Source organism: Aliidiomarina sp. (assembly GCF_047920995.1).
Lineage (GTDB): Bacteria > Pseudomonadota > Gammaproteobacteria > Enterobacterales > Alteromonadaceae > Aliidiomarina.
In genome coordinates, this window is the sequence record NZ_JBLRWZ010000002.1 from 91,631 (window position 1) to 117,113 (window position 25,483).

Annotated in this window: 21 protein-coding genes; 5 read left to right on the forward strand and 16 right to left on the reverse strand. The window is 46.7% G+C overall.

Translation table 11 applies throughout. The annotated features are described in order from the left end of the window. Nucleotides 1-5 precede the first annotated feature (5 nt). Both ACNA7P_RS01145 and ACNA7P_RS01150 read left to right on the forward strand, forming a co-directional pair. Nucleotides 6-2,732 (forward strand): M14 family zinc carboxypeptidase, encoded by a 2,727-nt coding sequence (locus ACNA7P_RS01145; protein ID WP_416256761.1) that lies wholly within the window; start codon nt 6-8, stop codon nt 2,730-2,732. A 23-nt stretch (nt 2,733-2,755) separates the two neighbouring features. Then, nucleotides 2,756-4,804: a S9 family peptidase gene (locus tag ACNA7P_RS01150; RefSeq protein ID WP_416256762.1), complete on the forward strand. Its 2,049-nt coding sequence runs from the start codon at nt 2,756-2,758 to the stop codon at nt 4,802-4,804. A 75-nt stretch (nt 4,805-4,879) separates the two neighbouring features. Here ACNA7P_RS01150 and dcd read toward each other — a convergent pair whose 3' ends face one another. Together dcd and apbC are read right to left on the reverse strand one after the other, a co-directional pair. Then, a complete protein-coding gene (gene dcd, locus ACNA7P_RS01155) occupies nt 4,880-5,464 on the reverse strand; it encodes a dCTP deaminase (protein WP_416256763.1) in 585 nt (194 codons plus the stop codon). Between the two features lie 60 nt (nt 5,465-5,524). Next, on the reverse strand, nt 5,525-6,589 hold the full coding sequence (gene apbC / locus ACNA7P_RS01160) for an iron-sulfur cluster carrier protein ApbC (protein WP_416256764.1): 1,065 nt from the start codon (nt 6,587-6,589) through the stop codon (nt 5,525-5,527). Nucleotides 6,590-6,777: 188 nt separating this feature from the next. On the opposite strand from apbC, the gene metG reads away from it, so the two are divergent. Then, the gene (metG, locus tag ACNA7P_RS01165; RefSeq protein WP_416256765.1) at nt 6,778-8,856 is read left to right on the forward strand and encodes a methionine--tRNA ligase; all 2,079 of its coding nucleotides are present in this window, start codon (nt 6,778-6,780) and stop codon (nt 8,854-8,856) included. Then, on the forward strand, nt 8,856-10,046 hold the full coding sequence (locus tag ACNA7P_RS01170; RefSeq protein WP_416256766.1) for a class I SAM-dependent methyltransferase: 1,191 nt from the start codon (nt 8,856-8,858) through the stop codon (nt 10,044-10,046). The genes metG and ACNA7P_RS01170 overlap by 1 nt, the downstream gene beginning before the upstream one ends. Nucleotides 10,047-10,161: 115 nt before the next feature. Here ACNA7P_RS01170 and ACNA7P_RS01175 read toward each other — a convergent pair whose 3' ends face one another. Together ACNA7P_RS01175 and ggt are read right to left on the reverse strand one after the other, a co-directional pair. Further along, nucleotides 10,162-10,539, reverse strand: coding sequence for a histidine triad nucleotide-binding protein (locus tag ACNA7P_RS01175; RefSeq protein ID WP_416256767.1), 378 nt, complete (start codon nt 10,537-10,539; stop codon nt 10,162-10,164). Between the two features lie 73 nt (nt 10,540-10,612). Then, complete coding sequence (gene ggt, locus ACNA7P_RS01180) at nt 10,613-12,382, reverse strand: gamma-glutamyltransferase (protein ID WP_416256768.1); 1,770 nt, start codon at nt 12,380-12,382, stop codon at nt 10,613-10,615. A 126-nt stretch (nt 12,383-12,508) separates the two neighbouring features. Here ggt and rrtA point away from each other — a divergent pair, with 126 nt between their 5' ends. Further along, nucleotides 12,509-13,117: a rhombosortase gene (rrtA, locus tag ACNA7P_RS01185; protein ID WP_416256769.1), complete on the forward strand. Its 609-nt coding sequence runs from the start codon at nt 12,509-12,511 to the stop codon at nt 13,115-13,117. 102 nt (nt 13,118-13,219) lie between these two features. On the opposite strand, the gene ACNA7P_RS01190 is transcribed toward rrtA, so the two are convergent. The 12 genes from ACNA7P_RS01190 to ACNA7P_RS01245 all read right to left on the reverse strand — a co-directional run. Continuing rightward, nucleotides 13,220-15,706 (reverse strand): prolyl oligopeptidase family serine peptidase, encoded by a 2,487-nt coding sequence (locus tag ACNA7P_RS01190; RefSeq protein WP_416256770.1) that lies wholly within the window; start codon nt 15,704-15,706, stop codon nt 13,220-13,222. A 163-nt stretch (nt 15,707-15,869) separates the two neighbouring features. After that, nucleotides 15,870-16,529, reverse strand: coding sequence for a maleylacetoacetate isomerase (gene maiA, locus ACNA7P_RS01195; RefSeq protein ID WP_416256771.1), 660 nt, complete (start codon nt 16,527-16,529; stop codon nt 15,870-15,872). 2 nt (nt 16,530-16,531) lie between these two features. After that, complete coding sequence (locus ACNA7P_RS01200) at nt 16,532-17,551, reverse strand: fumarylacetoacetate hydrolase family protein (protein WP_416256772.1); 1,020 nt, start codon at nt 17,549-17,551, stop codon at nt 16,532-16,534. Beyond that, the gene (locus tag ACNA7P_RS01205) at nt 17,551-18,684 is read right to left on the reverse strand and encodes a homogentisate 1,2-dioxygenase (protein WP_416256773.1); all 1,134 of its coding nucleotides are present in this window, start codon (nt 18,682-18,684) and stop codon (nt 17,551-17,553) included. The genes ACNA7P_RS01200 and ACNA7P_RS01205 overlap by 1 nt, the downstream gene beginning before the upstream one ends. Further along, on the reverse strand, nt 18,677-19,747 hold the full coding sequence (gene hppD, locus ACNA7P_RS01210) for a 4-hydroxyphenylpyruvate dioxygenase (protein ID WP_416256774.1): 1,071 nt from the start codon (nt 19,745-19,747) through the stop codon (nt 18,677-18,679). Before hppD ends, ACNA7P_RS01205 begins: the two co-directional genes overlap by 8 nt. Before the next feature lie 243 nt (nt 19,748-19,990). Further along, nucleotides 19,991-21,544, reverse strand: coding sequence for a transcriptional regulator TyrR (tyrR, locus tag ACNA7P_RS01215; RefSeq protein WP_416256775.1), 1,554 nt, complete (start codon nt 21,542-21,544; stop codon nt 19,991-19,993). Nucleotides 21,545-21,700: 156 nt separating this feature from the next. Beyond that, complete coding sequence (locus ACNA7P_RS01220) at nt 21,701-22,042, reverse strand: 4a-hydroxytetrahydrobiopterin dehydratase (RefSeq protein ID WP_416256776.1); 342 nt, start codon at nt 22,040-22,042, stop codon at nt 21,701-21,703. A gap of 54 nt (nt 22,043-22,096) precedes the next feature. Further along, on the reverse strand, nt 22,097-22,894 hold the full coding sequence (gene phhA / locus ACNA7P_RS01225; RefSeq protein ID WP_416256777.1) for a phenylalanine 4-monooxygenase: 798 nt from the start codon (nt 22,892-22,894) through the stop codon (nt 22,097-22,099). Nucleotides 22,895-22,972: 78 nt separating this feature from the next. Next, nucleotides 22,973-24,172, reverse strand: coding sequence for a methionine gamma-lyase (gene megL / locus ACNA7P_RS01230; RefSeq protein ID WP_416256778.1), 1,200 nt, complete (start codon nt 24,170-24,172; stop codon nt 22,973-22,975). A 183-nt stretch (nt 24,173-24,355) separates the two neighbouring features. Further along, entirely contained in the window at nt 24,356-24,802 is a 447-nt protein-coding gene (gene pspC / locus ACNA7P_RS01235; RefSeq protein WP_416256779.1) for an envelope stress response membrane protein PspC, read from the reverse strand. Between the two features lie 11 nt (nt 24,803-24,813). Continuing rightward, a complete protein-coding gene (gene pspB, locus ACNA7P_RS01240; RefSeq protein WP_416256780.1) occupies nt 24,814-25,068 on the reverse strand; it encodes an envelope stress response membrane protein PspB in 255 nt (84 codons plus the stop codon). 64 nt (nt 25,069-25,132) lie between these two features. Continuing rightward, a partial coding sequence (locus ACNA7P_RS01245; RefSeq protein WP_416256781.1) for a PspA/IM30 family protein occupies nt 25,133-25,483 on the reverse strand: 351 nt, incomplete at its 5' end.

Sequence of the window (25,483 nt, forward strand, 5' to 3'; positions counted from 1 at the left end):
TCGCTATGAAACCCTTGGTTTTTACTCTATCAGCTATAGCCCTCTCCGTTAGCAGTTCATTCTTCTCGCCCCTAGCCGCCGCAACAGCAGCGCAAAGCGCTCAATCGGCCGAGCAGCAAGCACCAACTGTGCCAGAGTGGCCGCAAGCGAGATATCAAAATACGCCAACTGTAGAAGATGTGTTGGGTTACCCTGCAGGTGCGCGAATTTCTAGCCCAGCGCAAATTAGCGAGTACTTTCAAGCGTTAGCGGAAGCACACCCCGATCAAATTAAACTGTTTGAGTACGGCGAAACCTGGCAAGGGCGGCCACTTTTTTATGCCGCTATTGGTAACGCCGAAAATATCGCTAAGCTTAATGAAATCGAAGCGGGAATGCGCCAACTAGCCGATCCTCGCACGATTACCGCACGCCAAGCTCAGCAACTAGTAGAATCACTCCCAGCCTCTGTTTGGATAGCGAGCAGCGTACATGGCAATGAAATATCGCCTGCCGAATCGTCTATGGTTACCGCATGGCATTTATTAAGCAGCACCGATGAACGTACTGTTTCGATGCTCAACAACACCATTGTGTACCTCGATCCGTTGCAAAATCCGGATGGCCGAGAGCGCTTTGTTAGCCGCTATTACGCAACCGTTGGCCTAGAACCAGCTGCCGATCGTCTTTCGGCAGAGCATAATGAACCTTGGCCAAACGGCCGTACCAACCATTATCTATTTGATATGAATCGCGATTGGATAGCGCTCACGCAACCGGAAACACAAGGCCGCATTGCTGCCCTGCTACAAACCTATCCACTCATATTTATCGATTCTCATGAAATGGGTGGCGATCTTAGCTATTACTTCACCCCGGAAGCGCACCCATACAACCCTTTTATTACCACGGAACAGCGTAAGGGTTTGAATTGGGTTGGTGAAAATAACGCTCTTTGGTTTGATACTTTTGGTTTTGATTATTTCACTCGTGAAATTTTTGATGCTTTTTATCCAGGTTACGGTGCAAGCTGGCCACTCTACCATGGTAGCCTCTCGGCAACCTATGAAATGGGTTCAGCCCGCGGCCATCATTTCCGTACCCGCGAAGGCGAAGTATTAACTTACGCCGATGGTGTTCAGCAGAACTTCGTGGCGTTTATGGCTACTATTGAAACAGCTTCGCAACGCCGGCAAGATTTATTGCAGCGCTTTTACGAGTATCGCCAACAGGGCATTGATGCCGGTGGCCGTGGTGCCGTGCGCAGTTATATCTTCCCGAATATGCGTGATATTGCCGGTAACCGCAAACTTATGGCGTTACTTAGTGAGCAAGGTATTGAGGTAGGCCAAGCGCAAGATAACTTCCGTGCCTGTGGCAATCGCTACAGCGAAGGTGCCTATGTAGTGCAGGCCTCACAGCCAGCTTACCACCTAATTCGCACTCTACTTGATACCAATGTACCTATGGACGAAGAGTTTTTAGCCGAGCAAGAGCGTTTACGGGCAAATAACCTACCCGACCAAATTTACGATGTAACGGCTTGGTCGTTGCCGCTCATGTTTAACCTTGATATGGATGTGTGTAATCAGCAGCCGCGTGTTGCCACTACAGCTGTTACTGATGAGCGTATTGTAGCAGGCAGTGTTATAAATGCAGATGCTGAATTTGGTTATGCTGTTGCTTGGGGCGATATGAATGCTGGTCGCTTGCTTACCGCGGCGTTGCGCGAAGGCTTATTGGTTCGTAGTGCTGATATGGCGTTTACCCATGCAAGCGGCCGAGAATATCCGGCTGGCAGCTTGGTGATTCCGCGTGCCGGCAATCCGGATAATCTCACTGCAACACTACAGAAGCTCGCTGCAACCACCGGTGCCACAGTAGAAGGCTTAGCCAATAGTTGGATGCGCGATGGGCCCAACGTTGGCTCTGTGAATATGAAGCGCATGCATGCGCCTAATATCGCCTTACTTTGGGATCAACCCACCAATGTATTGAGCGCTGGTAGCACCCGTTTTGTAATTGAGCGCGAGTTCAATTATCCGGTTACTGCAATTCGTTCCGCTCAGGCGGCTAGTGCCGATTTAAGCCATTACCAAGTGCTAATCCTACCCGCCACCACTGGTGCTGGTTATGAACAGTGGCTTGGCGAACGCGGCCGCGAAAACATTCGCCAGTGGGTTGAGCGCGGTGGTGTATTGATTACCCTAGGTAACGCAACTCGCTTTGCCGTTGCCGGAGAGCAGCCACTATTGAGCAGCTCGCTGGAAAAGAAGGCGCAGGTGAGCGATTTAGTGCCGCTCGCAGAACAAGGCCGCACCGATGGCGTGATTATCGATAACGATGATGAGCATCAACGCCATATTCGTAACCCCAATGCCAACCCAGATTGGGTTTCTGGCATTATTGCCCGCGCTAGCGTAGATCAAGAGCACTGGCTTACCGCTGGAATTCATGAGCAACTTCACGCCATGTTTATCGGTAATGATATCTACACGCCGTTACGCATTAATCATGGCAGGAATGTAGTGAACTATAAAGGGGCAGATGAGGTTTTAGCAAGCGGCTATATTTGGGCCGAGAATCGTGAACAAATCGCCCACAAGCCAGTACTGATGGTGCAGCCACATGGCCGCGGCATGGTGGTAAGCTTTACCCAAGAGCCTAACTTCCGCGCCTACTTAGATGGTATGCACATGCTGTTTATGAATTCTATTTTCCGTAGTGCTGCACATGCAACACCATTACGCTAATTAATACTGGAGTTATGATTTTAATGAACCGAACAATCTCCTTAAACTCGATCAGTGCTGCGCTCTTTAGTGCGGCACTGCTGAGTACCGCTGCATTAAGCACAGCAGTGTTAAGTAGCACACTTATTAGTGGAGCTGCACTTGCAAACGACAACACACCACGCCTAGTTACCGCAGAAGATTACTACCGCATGGTTGATCTTGGTGATGTGCAAATCAGTGCCGATGGCCAATCTGTAGCCTTTGTAAAAACCACCGTGGGAGAAGATAAGCGCAGCCGTAACAGTACTATTTGGGTACATCGCAACAACGAACCAGTGCTCCAATTTACCCGTGAAAAAAGTGATTTTAGCCCAGTTTTTACTAACGATGGTAAGCAGTTATTGTTTTTATCTGGCCGTGATAGTGGCACAGCACTCTATTCAATATCCCTTTCCGGCGGCGAAGCGCAAGAACTGTTGCGCTTACAACAAGGTTCTATTAGCTCGGTAAGCATTCATCCAAATGATCAAGAATTATTGCTTACCGTGCGGGTTGATCCTGAGGTGGAAAATCCGCTCGAAAAAGCTGCAGAAAGTGATGATAAACCGGATATTTCGGTGATTACGAATGCTGTATATAAACGCCAAGGCGGCTACCTCAATGAAGATCGCACCGGCTTATGGCGCTACAACCTAGCCGAGAAAACATTGGCTACAATTACTGGCAATAGCAAATGGCACGAGGGTAGCGCCAGTTACTCGCCAAATGGGGAATGTATTGCTTTTGCCAGCAACCGGCATCCAGAAGCAGATGAAGGCTACTTTGCTTCATCTGTATTTGTACGCTGTGGTAATGATGAGCGAGAACTAGCAACACCAATTGGCCATGCTGGCACCCCCGTATGGACCTCCAACAGCAGCCTCGTGTATGTATACCGCGAAAGTAGTTATGCAGCGCCCAATTTACATCATTACGATCTCAGCATTGATGCCTACCAAGTAGTTGCAGAAGCCATGAACCATAGCCCAGCACAACTGCAGTTTGCTGATAATAAGCTCTGGTTTACTACCGATGATCGCGGTAGTCGCACGCTATACAACGTGGATTTAGATCGCGGTGGCTATCAATACGTATCTGGGCGCGGTTGGAGTAAAGGCAGCTTTGCCATCGCCAACAACGGCGCTATGGCATGGGTAGAGCACAATGAAATAACCCTGCCACGGTTAGTTTATGCAGCAGCAAGTAATGATGAAGGCATCGTAATCACAGATTTTAACGATGCCCTACAAAGTGAGCTTGATTTAGCAGCATATGAAGTATTCCAAACCGAAAATGAGCGTGGCGATATTCTCGATGTTTTCATGTTGCGGCCACCCTTGGTAGTACAAGGTGAGCGCTATCCGGTGATTTTGAATATTAAAGGCGGCCCAGGCGGTATGTGGGGGCATCAGTGGTTTCATGAAATGCAATTGATGCGCGCTCGCGGCTATGCTGTAGTATTTGTAAACTACCGCGGTAGCAGCGGTTATGGGCAAGATTTTGCCGAGCAAGTGCGGCTGGATTATGGCGGTGCCGATTTCCGCGATAACATCGCTGCATTAGATGCAGCATTTAACCACTACAACTGGCTTGATGAAGACCAACAGTTTATTACTGGCGGCAGCCATGGTGGTTTTTTAACCAATTGGGCAACTACGCAAACCAATCGCTTTCGTGCGGCAGTAACGCAACGCAGTGTAAGCAACTGGATCTCTGAAGCAGGCACGCAAACGTTCCCACCCTTAGCAATGATCGAAGAATTCGGTGGCAGTATCTGGGATAACTATGCTTATTATTGGGGCCGTTCACCGCTCAAATATGCTTACCGCGTAAGAACCCCCACTCTGATTATTCATAGTAATCACGATCACATTACGCCAATTGGCCAAGGTGAAGAATGGTTCTTTGCGTTAAAGGCGAATAACGTTCCAGTTGAGTTGGTTGTATTTGATCGTGAGGGCCATGGCTTAAGCCGCGGTGGCAAGCCAATCAATTTGGTTGAGCGTTTAAATAGAATTGTCGCTTGGTTTGATCGCTACAAGCATCAATAAATCGCGTTGCATGAATCCCCGTAAAATCCCTTAATGCTCCAGCATTAGGGGATTTTACTGATGTGCAGGTAGGTGCTATTTATCACTGCCAATGCGGCTAGCAACAGCACCCTTTTGATCTTTGTATTTAGCATCTGCTCGGCGGCTATAGGGCCGCTCGCAGGGCTCACTTAGTAATTCAAAGCTTAAAGCGCCTATTTTCATACCAGGGCGTAACGCCAGCGGCAGCTTACCGCTGTTGAAAAACTCCAATACAATCTGGCCACTCCAGCCTGGATCAATGCGATGCGCGGTAACATGCACCATCAAACCTAAACGCGCTAACGATGAACGGCCATCGAGCCACCCCACCATGTGGGCTGGCAAGGTAACCGCTTCTTGAGTTACCGCCAGCGCAAATTCGCCTGGGTGGATAAAAAAAGCATCGCCATTGGCTAAGCGTATTTCTTCACTCATTACCCGTTGAATAGCCGCATCAATCTCTGCGCGAGGCCCACTAATATCGATATAGGGTGCTGCATGATCTTGCAAAACCCGGAAACTTTCACCCAAGTGAATATCTACGGTAACTCCACTAATATCTTCACTTAACGGAGCGGGTTCAATAGCGATAACACCATCCGCTAAGTACTTCTCAATCTGTGCATCTGTAAGCCGCATGCGCCTTCCCTAAATGAGTTTTTATTACCTTAGTTAAATAAAATATCACACTAAACCCCGCTAAACCTCTTTAAAAATAGGCTTATGCGTTGCGTTGTTTGTTTTATCCTGCTCATGAATGAGTTCCCAAGCATTAGCTACTATATGCTGCGCTGTAGTGGCCACAATGGCATTTAAGCTGTGTTCAGGCTCGCTTATCTGCAGCGGTTTACCAAGGTCTAAACTCTCGCGCAGCGCAGTTGTAAGTGGCCAATGCCCCACCATAGGCACCTGATATTCGGCTGCAAGCGTAGCGCCGCCATCAGAGCCAAAGATAGCATCGTGATGCCCGCAATTCGAACAAGCAAAATAGCTCATGTTTTCAATTATCCCCACTACCGGCACATCCACTTTGCGGAACATCGCAATGCCTTTTTCGGCATCTGCTATAGCAATGTTTTGCGGCGTTGTAACAACAACTGCAGCGGTAATTGGAAAGTTCTGCGAGAGGGTAAGCTGAATATCACCTGTTCCCGGCGGTAAATCAACAATCAAATAATCCAGCGCAGACCACTGGGTGTCAAACAACAATTGCTCTATCGCCCTCGAGGCCATGGGCCCGCGCCAAATTGCTGCGGCTTTGGTATCCACTAAGTAACCGAGCGAATTCCCTTCTATACCCCAACAATTAACAGGCAACATTTTTCGATTTGGGGTGAAGGTTAGCTTTTCACTTACATTGCCCAGCATGGTTGGTAAAGATGGGCCATAAATATCACCATCAAGAATACCCACCCGGGCTCCCTCAGCTTTGAGAGCGGCAGCAATACTTAAGCTCACTGCAGATTTACCTACACCGCCTTTACCAGAGGCTACCGCGATAACATTCTTAATGGGTGGTGCGGTTGAACCTTGCGGCAGTTTGGCCGCTTTAGCCGGCAGGGCTGCAATATCCAGCTCTACCTGCCACTGATATTGGTTTAATTTCGGGCTACTTGCAATCAAGGCCAAAGCGGCCGATCTTGCTGCAAATGGCAGGCGCAACGTTATCTGCCGATCCGCCACAGTAAGCCATTCCGGTAAAAATCCATGCGAGAAAATATCGCTGCGTAATTTACTGCATATCTCGGGTATTTCCTGCGCCATTTACACCACCCCAGTTGAACTAGCACCGCACCAGTACAATGCGCCATAGTGCCACTATACTGCGTTTCTTACATTATAAAGTAATCATAAAGATTTATGTTTCCCAACGCTACCGTAAGTAATGAAAAGCGGCTGTATTTCGGGTACTATAGAGCTCTTTTTTGAACGCAGCTGAATAGAGATTTCTGATGGCAGAACAAATGGCACCCAGCACCTCCAAAGCACCACGCCGAATTTTAGTTACCAATGCCCTTCCCTATGCCAATGGCCCGATCCATATTGGCCACTTGCTGGGCTATATACAGGCCGACATTTGGGTTCGCTTTCAGCGCTTAATTGGCAACGAATGTCATTTCGTGTGTGCCGATGATGCTCACGGCACGCCGATCATGCTAAAAGCCCAGCAGTTGGGTATTGCCCCAGAAGTAATGATTGAGCAAATGAATGCTGCGCATCAGCAAGATTTCGCCGATTTCGCGGTATCGTTTGATAATTATCATTCCACTCATAGTCCAGAGAATAAAGAGCTCGCCACGCTTATCTACAAGCGCTTACGTGCAGCTGGCTATATTCATAATCGCGTAATTGAGCAATTGTACGATCCCGAAAAAGAGATGTTCTTGCCAGATCGCTTTGTAAAAGGTACCTGCCCAGATTGTGGCGCCGAGGACCAATACGGTGATAACTGCGATGTGTGCGGCGCAACCTACTCGCCTACCGATTTAAAGAACCCACGCTCTGCCGTTTCAGGCGCAGTTCCAGAGCTCCGTGAATCGGAACATTACTTTTTCGATTTACCAGCCTTTGGCGATATGTTGCAGGCATGGACAACCTCTGGTTCATTGCAATCAGAAATGGCCAATAAACTGAATGAGTGGTTTGAACAAGGCCTGCAGCAATGGGATATTAGCCGCGATAAACCCTATTTTGGCTTCGAAATTCCAGATGCACCGGGCAAATACTTCTACGTATGGCTAGATGCGCCAATTGGCTACATGAGTAGCTTCAAAAATTACTGCGAAAAACATGGCAATTTAGAGTTCAACGATTTTTGGAATGTTGATAGTGATGCCGAGCTGTATCACTTTATCGGTAAAGATATTATTTACTTTCATAGCCTATTTTGGCCAGCCATGCTAAAAGGAGCCGATTTCCGCCAACCTACTAGCGTATGGGCGCACGGCTTTATTACCGTGAACGGCACGAAGATGTCTAAATCGAAAGGCACCTTCATTATGGCGCGCACCTATTTAGAGCACCTTGATCCAGAATACCTGCGCTACTACTTTGCCACTAAGCTCTCTAGCCGCATTGACGATCTGGATTTGAACCTCACTGATTTTGCCCAACGGGTAAATTCAGATTTAGTAGGTAAAGTAGTGAATATTGCTAGCCGCTGTGCCGGCTTCATCAGTAAGAAATATGCCGGTATGCTTTCTGAGCACATCGCTGAACCTGAAATGCTCGCGGAGTTCCAGGCCGCTGGCGAGAGTATCGCTGCAGCCTACGAGCAACGTGAGTTTGGTAAAGCAATGCGGGAAGTAATGAAATTGGCTGATCGGGCCAACGAATATATTGCGGTGCAAGAACCGTGGCAGCTCGCAAAGCAAGAAGGTAAAGAACAAGAGGTGCAAGATGTATGCTCTATGGGGATTCACTTGTTCCGTTTATTGATGATTTATCTAACGCCTGTGGTGCCGAAACTTTCGGCAGATGCACAGCTATTCCTAAACGATAATTTTAGCTGGGAAAGTGCGCAAATCACACTTACCGGCCATAAAATCAATAAATTCAAAGCGCTAATGCAGCGCGTACCAACCGAGAAAATTGAAAGTATGCTAGAAGCTTCCAAAGATAGCAGCGCAGCCAACACCGCGCCTGCTGCTCCAGCCGCTGTGAACAGCAACGAAAGTGCCGCCAGTGAATTCGAACCGATTGCCAGCGAAATTGAATTTGATGATTTTGCTAAGGTAGATCTGCGGGTTGCCAAAATAGTAAACGCCGAACATGTTGAAGGTGCAGATAAACTGATTAAGCTTACGCTTGATATAGGCACTGAACAGCGGCAAGTATTTGCGGGCATTAAATCCGCATATAATCCGGCAGATTTAATTGGCCAGCTTACGGTAATGGTAGCCAATCTAAAACCACGTAAAATGCGCTTTGGTATGAGCGAGGGCATGGTGTTAGCTGCAGGCCCTGGCGGCAAAGAAATTTATATCCTTAACCCACATAATGGCGCACAACCTGGCCAACGAGTAATGTAATGGCAGATCAAATTATTATTAAAACTGGCCGCGAGAAATCGCTACGCCGCCGTCATCCTTGGGTATTTAGTGGTGCAATCCACAAAGTACTGGGCGAACCAGAGCTTGGCGCCAGCGTTGAGGTGGTAAACGACAAAGGCCAGTTTTTAGGAACGGCAGCCTATTCGCCGCATTCGCAAATTCGCGCACGGGTTTGGAGTTTCGATCAAAACACTCCAATTGATCGGGAATTTTTTAAACAACGCATCACCACAGCGCAAGCACTTCGGGATGTACTTATCGCTCCACACACCAACGCGTATCGTTTGGTAGCAGGCGAATCTGATGGTTTGCCTGGTGTTACCATTGATCGGTATGCTGATTACTTGGTGTGCCAGCTAATGAGCGCTGGCGCAATGTACCATCAAGGTACCATTTTCTCCTTACTGGAAGAGTTATATCCGAGCTGCAATGTATACGAACGCTCAGATATCGATGTACGCCAAAAAGAAGGCTTAAAACTCGCTACCGGGCCTCGCGTTGGTGCTGCACCGATCGAAATGGTGGTTATTGAAGAGAATGGCTTGAAGATAGCTGTAGATATTATTAACGGCCATAAAACAGGTTATTACCTAGATCAGCGGGATGCGCGTGCAGCAATTCGCCCTTATGTGAAGAACAAAAAAGTACTAAATTGCTTCTCTTACACTGGCGGTTTTGGCCTTTACGCTGCAGCAGCTGGTGCCGCGGAAGTGGTAAACGTAGATGTATCGCAACCTGCGTTAGATATTTCTCTGCACAACTTAGCCTTAAATGGCTTGCAAGATGCACCAGTGCAACATGTAAAAGCCGATGTATTTGAGCAGTTACGCAAATATGCCGAAAGTGGCGAAAAGTTTGATGTAATCGTGTTGGATCCGCCTAAGTTTGTGGATTCCAAGGCGAGCTTAAATCGCGCTTGCCGCGGCTACAAAGATATCAATCGTTTAGCCGCGCACATACTGGCACCAGGCGGCGTTCTATTCACCTTTTCTTGCTCAGGCTTACTAAGTAATGAGTTGTTCCAAAAGGTAGTGGCAGATGCCTGCTTAGATGCCAATCGCGATTTACAAATTATTGATCGCACCCAACAAACTGCAGATCACCCAGTGCATATTCACTATCCAGAAGGTTGGTATTTGAAAGGCTTAATTTTACGCGCTATGGATTAGCACGCAGATAAAGCCAGCTGTAAAAATATAGTGGAATTACTAAAATAGAGTAATTACTAAAACGGCCATTGAGCAGAACTCAATGGCCGTTTTTTCATCTCTTAATCAGCAACGGTTAAGCTTCAACCGGGTTATGTTTAATACGCTCTTGGTATGGTGGCCAACCTAGTGGTTTGCCGGCAAGCATATGCACATGAATATGATAAACCGTTTGCCCACCGAACTCATTGCAGTTCATTACTAAGCGATAGCCTTCCTTTGCATAGCCATTCTGCCGAGCAATTTCGCCGGCTACCCAATACAAATGCCCTACTAGCTCGCGTTGTTTTTGGGTAATATCGTTTACCGTAGCAATTGCCTGCTTTGGAATAATTAACACGTGAAAAGGCGCTTGTGGATTAATATCTTTGAACGCCAAGGCTGAATCATCTTCATACACAATATCCGCTGGGATTTCGCGGTTAATAATCTTACTAAATATAGTGTCACTCATTATAAATCCTCCCTATTCAGCTATAGTTCCTAGCCTGGTTAAAAACGGAACTTTTGCAAGATTTCTATAACAGCTAGTGCAAATCACCTTTTGCTGCGCCTTCACGGCGCGGATCTGCGCCACCCTCTAAGCGATTCTCCGTTTGCCCCTTACGTAAGGTAATACCATGCAAACCGCTATTCAGCGCACGTACTTCCACATTATGCCCACGCGCATCTAATAACTCTTGATAACCTACTATAGCCGTTCCTGCTTCTAAGCTCGTAACCCCGTTCATATTTGTGATGCGCGGCATATCAATGGCTTCTTGCATATTCATATTCCAATCTAGCAGCCCGATCATGGTTTGGGTAACATAGTTAATGATCCGCGGGCCACCGGGAGAGCCTACTACATGTAACAATTCGCCCTGTTCATCAAATACAATAGCAGGTGCCATTGAGCTTCGTGGCCGTTTACCTGGTTCCACACGATTTGCCACGAGTACCCCATCTACCTCAGGCACGAGAGAAAAATCAGTGAGCTGGTTGTTCAGCAAAAATCCTCGCACCATCACTGAGGAGCCAAAGCCCATTTCAATAGTGGTTGTCATCGATACTGCATTGCCATATTGATCGATAATACTAATATGGCTGGTATTCTGGAATTCTGGCGATTGATCGTCGGCACGTAATAACTGTGCAATAGTGCCCGCTTCCGCGTGCCCCATATCAATCCCACCAATAAGTGTAGCGCGTTCCGCAATATATTCTGGTGCCAGTAACGCCAACATCGGTACTTCTACAAAATCCTCATCGGCAATGTAGCGGTTGCGATCTGCAAAGGCTAAGCGTGATGCTTGCGTGAAAAAGTGCAGGGCCTCTTCACTATTCGGCTGCAGAGTGTTCAATTCAAATGGTTCGAGTAGTGCCATAGTTTGCACCATGGTTATGCCACCGGAGCTGGGCGGCCCCATACTGCAAATAGTGTACACTCGATAACGGCCGCATACTGGATCACGCAATACCGGTTGATACTGCTGTAAATCACTCAAGGCAAGCACCCCCGGCTGAATCGCAGCATTTTGTACGGCAGCCACAATATCTTCAGCAATATCCCCCGTATACAGCGCATCTGCTCCCTGCTCTGCCATGGTTCGCAACGTTGCCGCCAGCTCTGGGTTAGTTAACAAATCACCGGGTTGCAGGGGTTTGCCATTTGGAAAAAAGTAATCTCGTGCCACCGGCATCTTCGCTAAGCCAGGATTAATTTCCATCTCAATCAGCTGTGCTAACCGCGGTGATACTGCAAAGCCCCGCTCTGCTTGCGCTATGCTTTCATTGAATAATCGTTGCCAAGGCAAACGGCCCCATTCTTGATGAGCGAGTTCAAGCCCGCGCATCACCCCTGGTGTACCCACCGAGCGCCCACCAACCACAGCTTCAATCCAGCGCGGTGCATTGCCATCTACATCAAGAAATAATTCAGAAGTGGCCGCCATAGGCGCAGTTTCTCGTGCATCTATGGTATGTAGCTGCTTATCATCGTTATCCCAGTAAATGATAAAGGCACCGCCACCAATACCAGAAGATTGTGGCTCTACCAAAGTAAGCATAGCCTGAACTGCTATCGCTGCATCAATCGCGGTACCACCATCACGCAAAATCGCCAAGCCGGCATCAACAGCTAGCGGGTTAGCAGCAGAAATCATGTATTCATTCGCATAGCTAATTTCATTAACCGTGCGGCCTGTTTCTGCCTCTGGATCAAAGGCTTGCCGTTCTACTTGTTGAGTTGCCGGCGCACAGGCAATTACCATGCTAATACTCAATGCTACTACGCTTAACTTATTCAGAAGCCGCATTTATTGTTCTCCTTTTGTGGTTTCTATGCTTTAAACGTATCATAAGCATCATACGTTTATAGCGCAACGCAACTCGGCGGTCTAGCAGGTTGTTTGCTTTACACAAATCAATCATTGAGTTTATTTATGCAGAAATCAGATTCAACATTACAACCGAGCCTAAGCTATCGATTGCGCTTTTTAATTGCCCCCTTCGTGATAATCGCAGTGATGCTCACCGTTTTCTTACTGCCAGGTATAGAACCGTGGTTAGTACTTACTGAAAATGGCGTGCTTAGCCAACCTTGGCGAATTTTCACAACGCATCTGGTGCATTTAAATAGCGCTCATTTAGCTGTGAATTGTATCGCCTTGCTCGCTATCGCGGTCATTTTTCGCAATCATGTTAAGGGCCGATTACTGATTAATGTAATGCTCATTAGCGCCCTTGCCGCCACATTGATACCGGTGCTATTGGCCCAAGATTATGCATTTGTTGGCTTATCTGGCGTATTACATGGCGTTGTTGTGTACGGTGGCTTACTGATCATGCGCACGCAACGGCCTGTAGGCGTTACTATCTTGCTGATCGTGATTGTGAAGTTAGTTATCGATCTTATGCTCGCAGACACACAAAATGAGTGGCTAGGAGCAGAGGTTGCTTACTTGTGCCATGTAGGTGGGGCCATTGGCGGTGCGCTAGCCGTGCCTGGCTTACGTCGTAAACCTATCGAGGTTATCAAAACAAAACATTAGTAAATGGCACCGCAGCCTTACCTTTTATAAAAACTCGTATGCATATGTTGGATAAAAAAGGCCGCTCAATAGAGCGGCCTGTTGCGGAGTATTCACCCGAAACTAATTCAGGTTTGTTTCAAACAGTTTATGAATTCGGCGATATTCATCTAGCCAGCTTGATGGTTGTACAAACCCATGTGGCTCAACTGGAAAGATTGCCGTTTCGAAGTTCTCTTTTTCCAACTCAATTAAGCGCTGTACTAGGCGAACCGAATCTTGGAAGAACACGTTATCATCAACCATCGGTGCGTTGATTAACAGCGCATCTTCTAAACCTTCCGCGAAATAAATTGGCGAACTACGGCGATAAGCGATCATATCGTCTTGCGGCAAGTTCAAGATATTTGAGGTATAACCTGTGTTGTAGTGCGCCCAATCGGTAACTGGACGTAATGCAGCACCCGCTTTAAATAAACCAGGCTCTTTAAATAGTGCCATGAAGGTTAAGAAGCCACCATAAGAACCGCCATACGTACCCACACGCTCTACATCAACGTTGCGGTGCTCACCCATCCAGCTCACTACATCCACTAAATCTTCAACTTCAGGTGTACCCATTTGCCGATACACGGCTGTACGCCAATCACGGCCGTAGCCTGCAGAACCACGGAAATCGAGATCCAGCACCACATAGCCTAAATCGGTAAGTTTACTGTGATACATAAACTCACGGAAATAGTTAGACCAGCCCGCATGCGCATTCTGTAAATAACCCGCACCATGAATAAACACTACCGCAGGATAGCCTTCAGCACGATTTGCATCGTAATCTTTTGGCAGATACACACGGCTGTAGATTGGATCATCTACATGCGATGAAGGCACAGCTACAATTTCAGGCTCAGCCCATGGCATTTCCTGAAATTCACGGCTTACTGTTTCCGTTAAGCGAGTGGCTTGCGCGCCACTGGCAATTTCTTTCACATACAGTTCGTTCGGTTGTAATGCACTAGAATGCGTAAGCAATAAACGCGTTTCGTTCGGGCTTAACTGATAATTGGTAATACCGTTCATATCCGTTAATTGCTCGATATCGCCGCCATTTACCGATATTCGGAAAATGTCATAAATCCCTGGATGTTTCACGTTTGCTTGAAAGTAGAACGTGTCACCCGAATTGTTCAGTTTTACGTTATCTACTAAGTAACGGCCAGAGGTAAGTTGTTGCACATTGCCGCTATCTAAGTTCTTGATATATAAATGTGAATAGTTGCTTTCTTCAGATAAATACCAAAGCGCATTTTGCCGCGGCATCCAGTTGAAGGCATTAAAATCACGGTTAATCCATGCTTCATCATGCAAGCGGTGTTGGCTTACTAAATCTTGGGTGTTGAAATCAACCGTAGCAATCCAACGATCTTTATTGTCCCAAGCGCGCAACATTACTGCTACCGCAGAACCATCTTGATTCCAAACAATGTTGCCTTCCGGCGCAGACCAGCCAGAAATCACACCAATGGCTCGCGGCGTGCGCTTACTTTCATATGTTTTGCCTTCAGCCGCATAATTTTCAGCGCGCACACTGGCCAACACATCCTCATCAAAGCCTGGCAAACTCTCATAACTTAGTTCGCTCTTTTCACCAGTTGCTACATCAATTAGATACAGCGTATGGTGCACTGGCTTTGCATCGGCCACTCTACGGCGTACATTTTGATTCTCAATCCGGCCAGTTTCAGTAACATAACGCGGCATTAAATCGCTATCGCCACGCCAGCTTTGTGGCTCAGTAACCGCAACTATTGCGCGCTTACCATTTGGGGAAAGGCTCGCCTCAGCTACATTTAAGTTGCGGCCTAAATACACTGCTTGTGGAGCAGCCGCAGGGCTAGCAGCAGCTAATGCTTGCAGATCATCAAAACGCTCTTGCCGCTGCTGGCGTTGAATGCGGTTGTATTCGATGAGATCAATTTCTTCACGGGCCAAGATATCGCTGGGATCCTGCACTGCAGTTGGCGCGTCTTGAGTTTGCAAGGAAAGCAATAACTCAGTAAAACCATTACCCAAATCCATAGCATAAAAATCATTGCCAACTCGATAGCTTAACCGGCCATCAGTTAAGAATTGTAACGAATTCTTATTTTGCGTATCACGGGTAAGCTGGCGAACTGAGCCATCAGCTAAGTTTTTCACAAAAATATTACGTTGAAATACATACGCTAGCTGAGTACGGTTCTGATTGTGCACGCCATTCTGATATGCACGGGTATGTAATTCATTTAATGCTACTTGCGAACCGTTTCCACCAGCTGTAAGTGGACGTTCGAAGAGATCACGTTGCGGGCTGCCCTCGCGTTTACGGCTAAACAACACACTGCGGCTATCCCAAGACCAGTAGGCACCCTCTGGAGCTCGCCCAAGCCAATCAGGATCTGCCATGATTTGTGTCATCTTAAACACTGAATCACGATATTCTGCAGGCGCTTGAACATGCCGCGTAGGTTGCTGCTCAACGTACTCAGCGCTCGCTTGTTGCGGTGCTTCGGAGCTCGCACAAGCAACACTAAACAACGCAGCAGTAATTGCTACCGTAAGTTTTCTCTTCATCCTATTTTTCCTTATCATCGTTATTCTTGATTGCTAACTTAGCGGCTGCAATTGGCAGCCCTCACAAAATAGCGAAACACGCTCCATTAAAGCAAAAAAGCTCGAGAATGATAAGTCATCTCGAGCTTTTATCAGCTATCTCAACCAAATCTTGCGTTGAACATCACATGTTTGCATCAGGCTGCTGTTCTGGCGCCGCTGCAATAAATGCTGGATGCTCTGCCAAACGCTCAGCAATCTCTTTAAGCCGCGGGTAAGCTGTTAAATCAACACCAAAACGTTTCGCGTTATATACCTGAGGTACTAAACAAATATCGGCCAACGTAATGCTGTCACCCACACAGTACTTACCTGCAGTAGTTGCTAACCGTTGCTCGAACGCTGCAAACGCCGCTGCGATCCAATGTTCAATCCACGCTTGTTTAGCACTATCCGGTTGCCCTTGCGTGCCAGTTAAATACTGTAAAATGCGCAAATTGGTAATGGGCTGCAAATCGGCAGCCATATCCAATGCCAATGTCCGCACCTGAGCAGCCTTTAACGGATTCGCGGGCAATAGCGGGTGCTCTGGAAAGCACGCATCAAGATACTCAATAATTGCCAATGATTGATTCAAGCGTACCGTTGCACCACTTTCCGAATCAGTAAGCTCCAGTGTTGGTACTAGTTGCGCAGGATTAAGCTGCGCGTACTCAATACCTTTCTGCTCTCCGCCATTCTTCAGTAAATGTACCGGCACATAATCATACGCGATGCCTTTTAAGGCGAGTGCAATCCGTACTCGATAGCTTGCCGATGAACGCCAATAACCATACAACTGCATTACTATGGCCCTTTGTATTCAATCACTTGCTGATCAATCGCACCAAAAATGCTATTGCCTTCATGATCTAGCATTTCCATGTGAATAGTATCGCCAAACTTCATGAATGAAGTAGCGGGTTTGCCATCGCGAATGGTTTCTATCATGCGCACTTCGGCGATGCAGCTGTAACCCACACCACCTTCGGCAACAGCACTACCATGCTCGGTATCCTGTTTATTGGAAACCGTACCCGAACCAATAATGGTGCCGGCCGATAATGGCCGCGTCATTGCCGCATGCTGAATAAGGCGATCGAAATTAAAGGTCATATCCTCGCCAGCATTCGGATAGCCAAATAATTCGCCATTGTACGTTGAGCGCAATGGTAAATGTACTTTGCCATTCTGCCATGCATCCCCTAGTTCATCTGGGGTTACCGCCACAGGAGAAAATGCAGAACTTGGCTTTGAGTTAAAGAAACCAAACCCTTTGCCCAGCTCGTTTGGTATTAATCCACGTAACGACACATCGTTTACTAGCATTAACAAACGAATGTGCTCACGTGCTTCGCTTGCTTGCACACCCATTGGCACATCGCCGGTTACTATGGCAATTTCACCCTCAAAATCAATACCCCAGCTTTCTGAAGCCAAAGGAATATCTTCTCGAGGGCCAATAAAGGCATCGGAACCACCTTGATACATCAGCGGATCTTCCCAAAAACTAGGTGGCATTTCTGCACCACGAGCTTTGCGTACTAATTCCACATGGTTAACATAGGCACTGCCATCCGCCCATTGATAAGCGCGCGGCAGAGGGCTAGCACATTCTTTCTCGTTGAACGCGAAATCATCACTCAGTTTATCGTTATTCAGAGCGATATATACTTCTTGCAGCTGCGGCGCTACTGCAGCCCAATTATCCACTGCAGATTGCAATGTAGTGGCGATTTCAGGTACAGCTACAGCTCGGGCTAAATCGCGGCTTACCACCACTAACTTGCCATCTCGTGAACCATCACGGTAGGTTGCAAATTTCATTATTTCTTCTCCTGCCAGCTCATTACATAATCAGGATTCTCAACCGAATGAGCGCTTTGCCCTACTTCCAAGGCATCCCGAGTATCGAGCATAACGGCTACTTCATCTGTGAATTTTTTCTTGTACTCACGCCCAGCCTGAAATGCTTTCGGGTGGGGCCCATGAGTAAAGCCTGCGGGGTGGAAGGTTACCATACCTTTATCAATGTTATCGCGGCTAAAGAAATCACCCGCGTGATAAAACAGCACCTCATCATAATCATCATTGTTGTGATAGAAGGGTACTTTTAACGCACCAGGGTCACTTTCAATCGGCCGCGGCACAAAAGTACACACCACAAAGCGTTCAGCAACAAAGGTAGTATGTGCTGAAGGTGGCAAATGATAGCGGTGGCTCATAAGTGGGCGAATATCGCGCCAATTAATACGCATGGGCGCTAAATCGCCATGCCAACCCACCGCATCCAGCGGATTATAAGGAAAGGTAACAACAGAAACTTGGCCATGGCGTTTCACTTCAACCTGCCAACTCTCTTCGCTATATTGTGCTTTAAACGCTGCATCAATATCAGGCACATCCAAACATGCCGGATCAAAAATCGCGTGATTCCCCACCAAGCCTTTCTCGGGCAGTTGATAAGAGCCATTGGTGGCTTCAATCATCAGCAATTGCATCGGCTCAGTTACTTCAATGCGCCAGTTCGTAGAACGTGGAATTACCACGTAATCGCCATCACGCAAAGTTAAATGGCCGTAATCGCAAAATAGTTCGCCTGCACCCTCATGAATAAATAGCAAATCATCGCCATCTCCATTGCGGGCAAGATTTTGCATGGATTCAGCCAAATGCCAAATACGGAATTTACAGTGGGCGTTGAACAATAGGTTTTCCGCCAACCAAGGCGATTTAGTATCTAACCCTGCAAGTTGGTTGAAATCAAAGCAGCGTGGCCTTAACGGCCCTTCCCAACTGCTCCAACCGGTGGGTGCATGAGTATGATGAAAATGTGTAGCTGGACCAAAAAAACCACTACGCCCAGCTTCACGTTCATAAATCGCCTCTTCCGGAAAATCTGCATGGGCTTGGCGTGAAGCCGTGCCCATCAGTTTTGGAAAAGAAACGGGTTTACGCATCGCTTAATACTCCCCGGCGAATTTGATCTTCTTCAATCGATTCAAACAGCGCCTTAAAGTTACCTTCACCGAAGCCTTCGTTACCTTTACGTTGGATAATCTCGAAGAACACCGGCCCGATTACTGTTTTCGTGAAAATTTGTAGCAAGATGCCATCTTTCATAGGCGCGCCATCAATCAGAATACGCAGATCGCGCAGCTCATCAAGGTTTTCTTCATGGCCTACCACACGCTCATTCACCTTATCGTAATATGTATCTGGCGTGGTCATAAATTCCATACCGCGCTCTCGCAACGTGCGCACGGTGGTGTAAATATCATCTGAACTTAAGGCAATGTGCTGAATACCTTCGCCATTGTAATCTTTCAGGTATTCCTCAATTTGCGATTTATCATCATGTGATTCGTTAATTGGAATACGAATTTTGCCACACGGAGAGGTCATGGCACGGCTTAACAAGCCTGTAAGCTTACCTTCGATATCAAAATAACGTACTTCTCGGAAGTTACCGATACGCTCGTAGAACCCTGCCCATACATCCATATTACCGCGGAATACATTGTGGGTAAGGTGATCAACATAATCCATACCCACAGCAAAATCATTCATGCTCTCTTCCCAGTTCTCATAGAACTTGAAATCCACATCATAAATGCTTTGTTTGCCGTAGCGATCTACAAAGTACAGTGCGCTTTCACCAATGCCATAAACCGCGGGAATATTAAGTTCCATGGCGCCCACGTCTGCTTTAAATTCTTTCGCACCATTTTCTAGTGCGTGCGCCATCGCAACGTTCGCATCACTTACACGAAACGCCATTCCACATACGCTAGGGCCGTGTTCACGAGCAAAGGCTTCAGCATGCGAAGAAGGCTGGCCATTCACAATGAAGTTGATGTCGTTTTGCTTATATAACCAAACGTCTTTACGGCGATGTTTCGCCACTTCAGTAAAGCCAAGTTGAGTGAATAACTGTTTTAACGCATCAATGCCCTTCGCATCCGCCGCTGTATACTCTACAAATTCAAATCCGTCAGTGCCCAATGGGTTGATATTACTCATTCTTGCAATCCTCGTGTGTTGTTATGTACATATAAAAACATTAACAACTGTTGTACCGCGTTTGTTTCTATTAAGGCTAGGTACTCAAAAAGGATTAGTACACCATCATAAGTACCTGCATCGTATCGTTTAGTTTACACACGGCTTGAGCCCTAGGTAAAAAAGCCGCTTTGTAAACTTAAGATTACAAAGCGGCCTTGTAGTGTTCTGAAATGTTGCCAGTTGCTCGTAATAATTACCGCTTTACGAGCGTTTACGCTGTTTGCCAATGCCATAATCACGCAGTTTATTAGCAATTGCAGTATGGCTTAAGCCAAGCTTGCGGGCTAATTGCCGGGTGCTTGGGTAGCTCGGATACAAGCGCCGCAATAAAGTGCTCTCAAAACGCTTTACGGCATCTTCTAAGCTACCTTCTTGCAGATCGATGTTGAGTTGATCTGGCATTGCCGGCATTTCCGGTAAATGAATATCGCTTGGTTCCAGAGCATCGCGCTCTAGCATTGATAAGGAACGAAATAAGGTGTTTTCTAACTGCCGTACGTTGCCAGGCCAGCTATACTGCTGCAGATATTCCCTACAGGAAAGCGCAATCCTTACTGGCGGCCGTTGCAATTGCGCGCAAAACTTTTGAATGAAGTGATCTGCTAGCAATGTTACATCGCCCTTACGTTCTCGTAGCGGCGGTACCTGTAGTGAAAGTACATTTAAACGATAGTATAAATCTTCTCGGAACGTTCCTGCTTCTACGCGCTCCAGTAAATCGCCGCGTGCCAAGCAAATTAAGCGAATATCAACATTCACCATTTGTTCTTCGCCGATGCGGCGAAAACTTCCATCTTCTAAAAAGCGCAATAGTTTTGCTTGCAGCTCAGGCGACATATCGCCAACCGAATCAAGTAATACCGTGCCGCCATTTGCCTGCTCAAAAATCCCTTTTTTGCCTTGTGGGTGGTGGCTAAACACATCAGCGCCATAACCGAACAATTCACTCTCAGCCACCATATCTGGTAAGGCACCGCAATTCACTGCCAAAAATGGTAATTGGCCGCGATTACCCGCTTGGTGACACGCCCGAGCAATAAGTTCTTTACCAACACCCGTTTCCCCCTCAATTAGCAGCGGCACATCTAATTGCGCCATACGTTCAGCATCCTTAAGCAAACGTTTGATACTGGCATGCTGGGTTAGAATCTGCGTAAAGGGCGAATCGGCATCCGGCTGGCCTAGGCGAGTTGGTAAAGGTTCTGATTGGCAATGAATTACCGCGCCGGCAAAGCTAGGCTCACCATCCGCATCATTTACCCATATTGGGGATAAATTACCGCGATAATTTGCAGAGCCTAATTGTAAGTATTCGGTACGGTTATCGGTAGGCTGTTTCTCTAACCAACGCAGAATATTCATACCACCAATTAGCTCATTTACTTGAGTTCCACGCAGTTTTTCTTTATCCGCATCAAGTAAAGCAGCCGCAGAGCTATTGATTACATCAACACGGCCTTTACCATCTACAGAAATTACCGGGTTGGGCAAGGTACTCAACAATAAGTTGAATTCGTAATGCTCACGCTCGGTTGGCATATACGCAATCGTTTTTACATCTTGCACATTCGGAATACGGCGAATTTTCGCCATCAATAACTGAAATTCAGCAAACTCAAGGCTTGGAAAGCGAACAAAGATTTTTCCTACCGGATCAACTTCTATGCCTTTTAGGTCGATCTCATTTTCCCGCAAAATAGTAAGTACGTCTTGGCACAAACCTAATCGATCATTACAAGTAATTTCCAAACGCATGGGAATTGGCGAAGCCACCTCATAGAAAATGTAAACATAATTATACAGTGCTTAATACAAAAAAGCAGTACTATCGGTAAGCGATAGTACTGCAGTTATCGTGTTTTTAGGGCGGTTAATCGCGCCTTAAATGCCGCCGAAAATACCCAGAATTACTTAGCAATCCTGTAACGCATCCGTTTTCGCCGCCATAATAAAATCATTCTTGTGTAAACCACCAATCGCATGGCTCCACCAAGTTACCGTTACCTTGCCCCACTCCAAAAATATTCCTGGATGATGAAATTCAGCTTCGGCTAATTCTGCAAGTTTATTGGTAAACGCTAATGCTAACTTAAAGTTCTTAAATTTGTAAACGCGTTCAAGTTGCATTACACCATCACGCACTACAGGAGCCCAATCTGGAATCTCACGGATTAGTTCAGCTAACTCCGCATCCGATACTTTCGGGGCGCCAGCTTGGCACGCTTCACATTGCATTTCTTTTAAATCAGACATCTACTTTTCCTGTATTCACTTAGGTTCTTAATTAATTCGTGTTCTATTTATTACCTATGCCGCATCTTTCGGCGGAAACTTCGGTTCAAATAAACCGAGCTCCATCGCTTCATGCACCAAAGCCATAATATCCATATCGGCGATTTCAAAAAGCTCATCTACATGTTCAATGGTGTAGTATATCGGCTGCATAATATCAATACGATACGGCGTGCGCAGCGCATCAAGCGGAGTTAACGGCTGCCGCTCAGGCGTATTACTTTCCAAGGCATAACGTGTTTCACCAGGCGAAGATAATATGCCGCCACCGTAGATACGCAAGCCTTCTTTGGTTTTCAACAAACCAAACTCTACCGTAAACCAATACAAACGCGCCAAATACACGCGTTCTTTTGGTGTAGCTGCATAGCCTAATTTGCCGTATTGATGGGTAAAATGCGCAAATGCTGGGTTGGTTAACAATGGGCAATGGCCGAAAATCTCATGAAAAACATCAGGCTCTTGCAAGTAATCAAACTCTTCGCGTGTGCGAATAAAAGTAGCCACCGGGAATTCTTTGTTAGCTAGTAACCGAAAAAACTCATCAAACGGGATCAATGCTGGCACTCGTGCAACTTGCCAGCCCGTTGTTTCGGCTAACACTTTGTTAATTTCATACAGTTGTGGAATCCGATCCATTGGCATGTCTAGCAAACGTAAGCCTTCCATATACTCATCACAAGCCTTGCCGGGAATAATTTCCAGCTGCCGCGCTACTAAATCATGCCAAATCTGGTTCTCTTCTTCAGACCAATTAATATGGCCGTTCGCATCAGGCTCTTTCGATACATATTGGCTTGTTTTTTTTGCCATTGTCGCCTCCTCGTTGTTCGCCATTTCTTATTACTTTTGCTAGCAAATTTGCTGCTATTTTCGCTAGTAAATCCGCTGCTAAATTTGCTGCGCTTTCGCAAAACTCTGCGAGAGATCATGAATAATATCGTCTACGTGCTCCAGCCCTACAGAGAGCCGAATTAAACCATCACTAATGCCTGCTCTATCCCGATCTTCCGGTGTTAACGGTGAATGCGTCATGGAAGCCGGATGTTGAATTAAGCTTTCTGCATCGCCTAAACTTACTGCTATTTTTATCATTTCAAGGCCGTTCAAGAATGCAACCCCAGCTTGATATCCTGAGCGTAGTTCAAAGGCAATTATCGCTCCAGCATTACGCATTTGTGCACCAATTAAATGATGGCCTGGATGGTCTTTAAAGCCGGGGTAGTACACTTTTTCTACTGCCGGCTGCGCCTGTAAAAAATCAGCAACGATTGCAGCAGTCGCGCAATGTTTTTCCATACGAATCGCCAAGGTTTTTAGACCACGGGTGATTAACCACGCGTCATGCGGCGATATTGTTGCTCCCATGTCTTTTAGTGTAGTCATCTTAATTAACTGGATATCCTCTCGGCTTCCAGTAATTAATCCGGCTACCACATCACCATGGCCATTCAAGTATTTCGTGGCACTATGCACCACAATATCGGCACCAAAGTTACCTGGTTGCTGTAACAGCGGTGTCATAAAGGTGTTATCAACAATCAACCGCACATCAGGTTGCTGTTGGCATAGCGCGCCCACCATTGCTAAATCAATAATACGCAGATGCGGATTGGCTGGTGTTTCTAAAAACACAACGCGGGTATTGGCTTGAAAGGCTGCGGTTAAAGCGGCTTCATCGGCCATATCAACAAAGCTTACTTGCACACCAAAGCGTTCAAATAAGTGGCTAAATAAAGCAAAACTACACCCATAAATACAATCGGAAGCAATTACATGATCTCCGGCACGTAAAAACGCCATGGTTGCAGCCGCAACTGCTCCCATACCTGTAGCCGTTGCGGCGCCAGCTTGCATACCTTCAAGCGCGGCAATGCGTTGTTCGAGTAGGTTTACCGTTGGGTTACCGAGCCGAGAATAAATATAGCCATCCGCATCGCCAGCAAACCGCTGGCCGCCAGTTTCTGCATTCGGGAAAACAAAGGTTGATGTTTGGTAGAGCGGAGCCACTAACGCTCCATGCGGATCAGCCGGAGCCTCGCCGCCGTGAATTACCATTGATTCTGGGCGCATATTACGCTGTTGAGCCATACTCAAATGTCCACTTGTTTAGGTTTTGTTATTATTCTATTGAGTGGGCTAGCTTACGGAGAGAGTGATAAGGCAGCAATCTCTCGCTGCTGCTCTTACCACTATATAGTGTAAGGTTATCTTTCCAAAGTAGGAATGGTAGGTAAATTCGCTATCCTTGTGAACAGCTTAAGAAAACGCTCATCAAAGCCGGTTAATCTCATGCCGCACACGAAATTCGCTGCTCGTTACGTAGGTTTCCATAGCGCGAACTGATTGCTCCATCGCTGCAAATTCACGTTCCACATCAGCTAACGCATAGTGTGGTAATTTTCCGGCTTCCCATACTTTGGTTTTCACTTCTATGGTACGGCCATCAGAAGTACGTTCAACGCGGGTTTCTTCACGCAATGTAGTACCTACTTCACTTTCATCGGCAGCGCTGCGCTTGGGTTCTTTATCGAGCACAATCCAAGCTACTACATAGGCCACAAAAGTTACCTTACTGGCTAAAATTAAGGCGGTTACAGCAATAATACGAATAACCCACACTTCCCAGCCAAAGTACTTTGCCAAGCCAGCACACACACCGCCCACTTTGCCGTGTTTACTATCGCGGTACAGGCGCTTCTTAGTGTTTGTTGCACTCATTATACTGCTCCTTACCGGTGCTGGCTTTTACGCCAATCGCCATGTTCCGCATCGAGTAGGTTCTCCAAGTTGCGAATGCGTTCACGCATTTTTTCGGCTTGGTTTACTAGTTCACGAACTCGCAATGCATCATCTTCGCTCATTCCCTCTTCCAATTTACGCTTGCCGCGGTAGTGTAAAATCACCCAAATCGGCGCTACGAAAATCACAAAAAGGATAAATGGCGCCATAATCATTGAAAAAATTGCCACTTCCATCTCACCCATCTCCATTCCTCTAATCTTGAGTTTGAATCAGGAGCAGCACTTTGCTGCTCCGCATCAATGCGTTTTATTTTTTATCAGTATCGGTTTTTAGCTTCGCTTTTAACGCTTCTAGTTCGGCATCAACACGATTATCACTTTCTAATGCGTGAAACTCATCGGCCAGAGTTTTTCTGCCTAAATCATAGGCATCTACCTGAGATTCTAAGCCATCAATTTTTGCTTCGTAACGATCAAATTTGTACATCGCATCTTCAAGTTTAGAACTATCCAGTGTTTTCTTCACGGATAAACGTGAACTCACTGTGCGTTCGCGCATTAAAATAGATTTCTGCCGCGCTTTAGCATCTGATAGCTTCTCTTGTAATTGACCAATTTCACCGGATAGGCGCTCAACATGATCATCTACTCGAGTAAT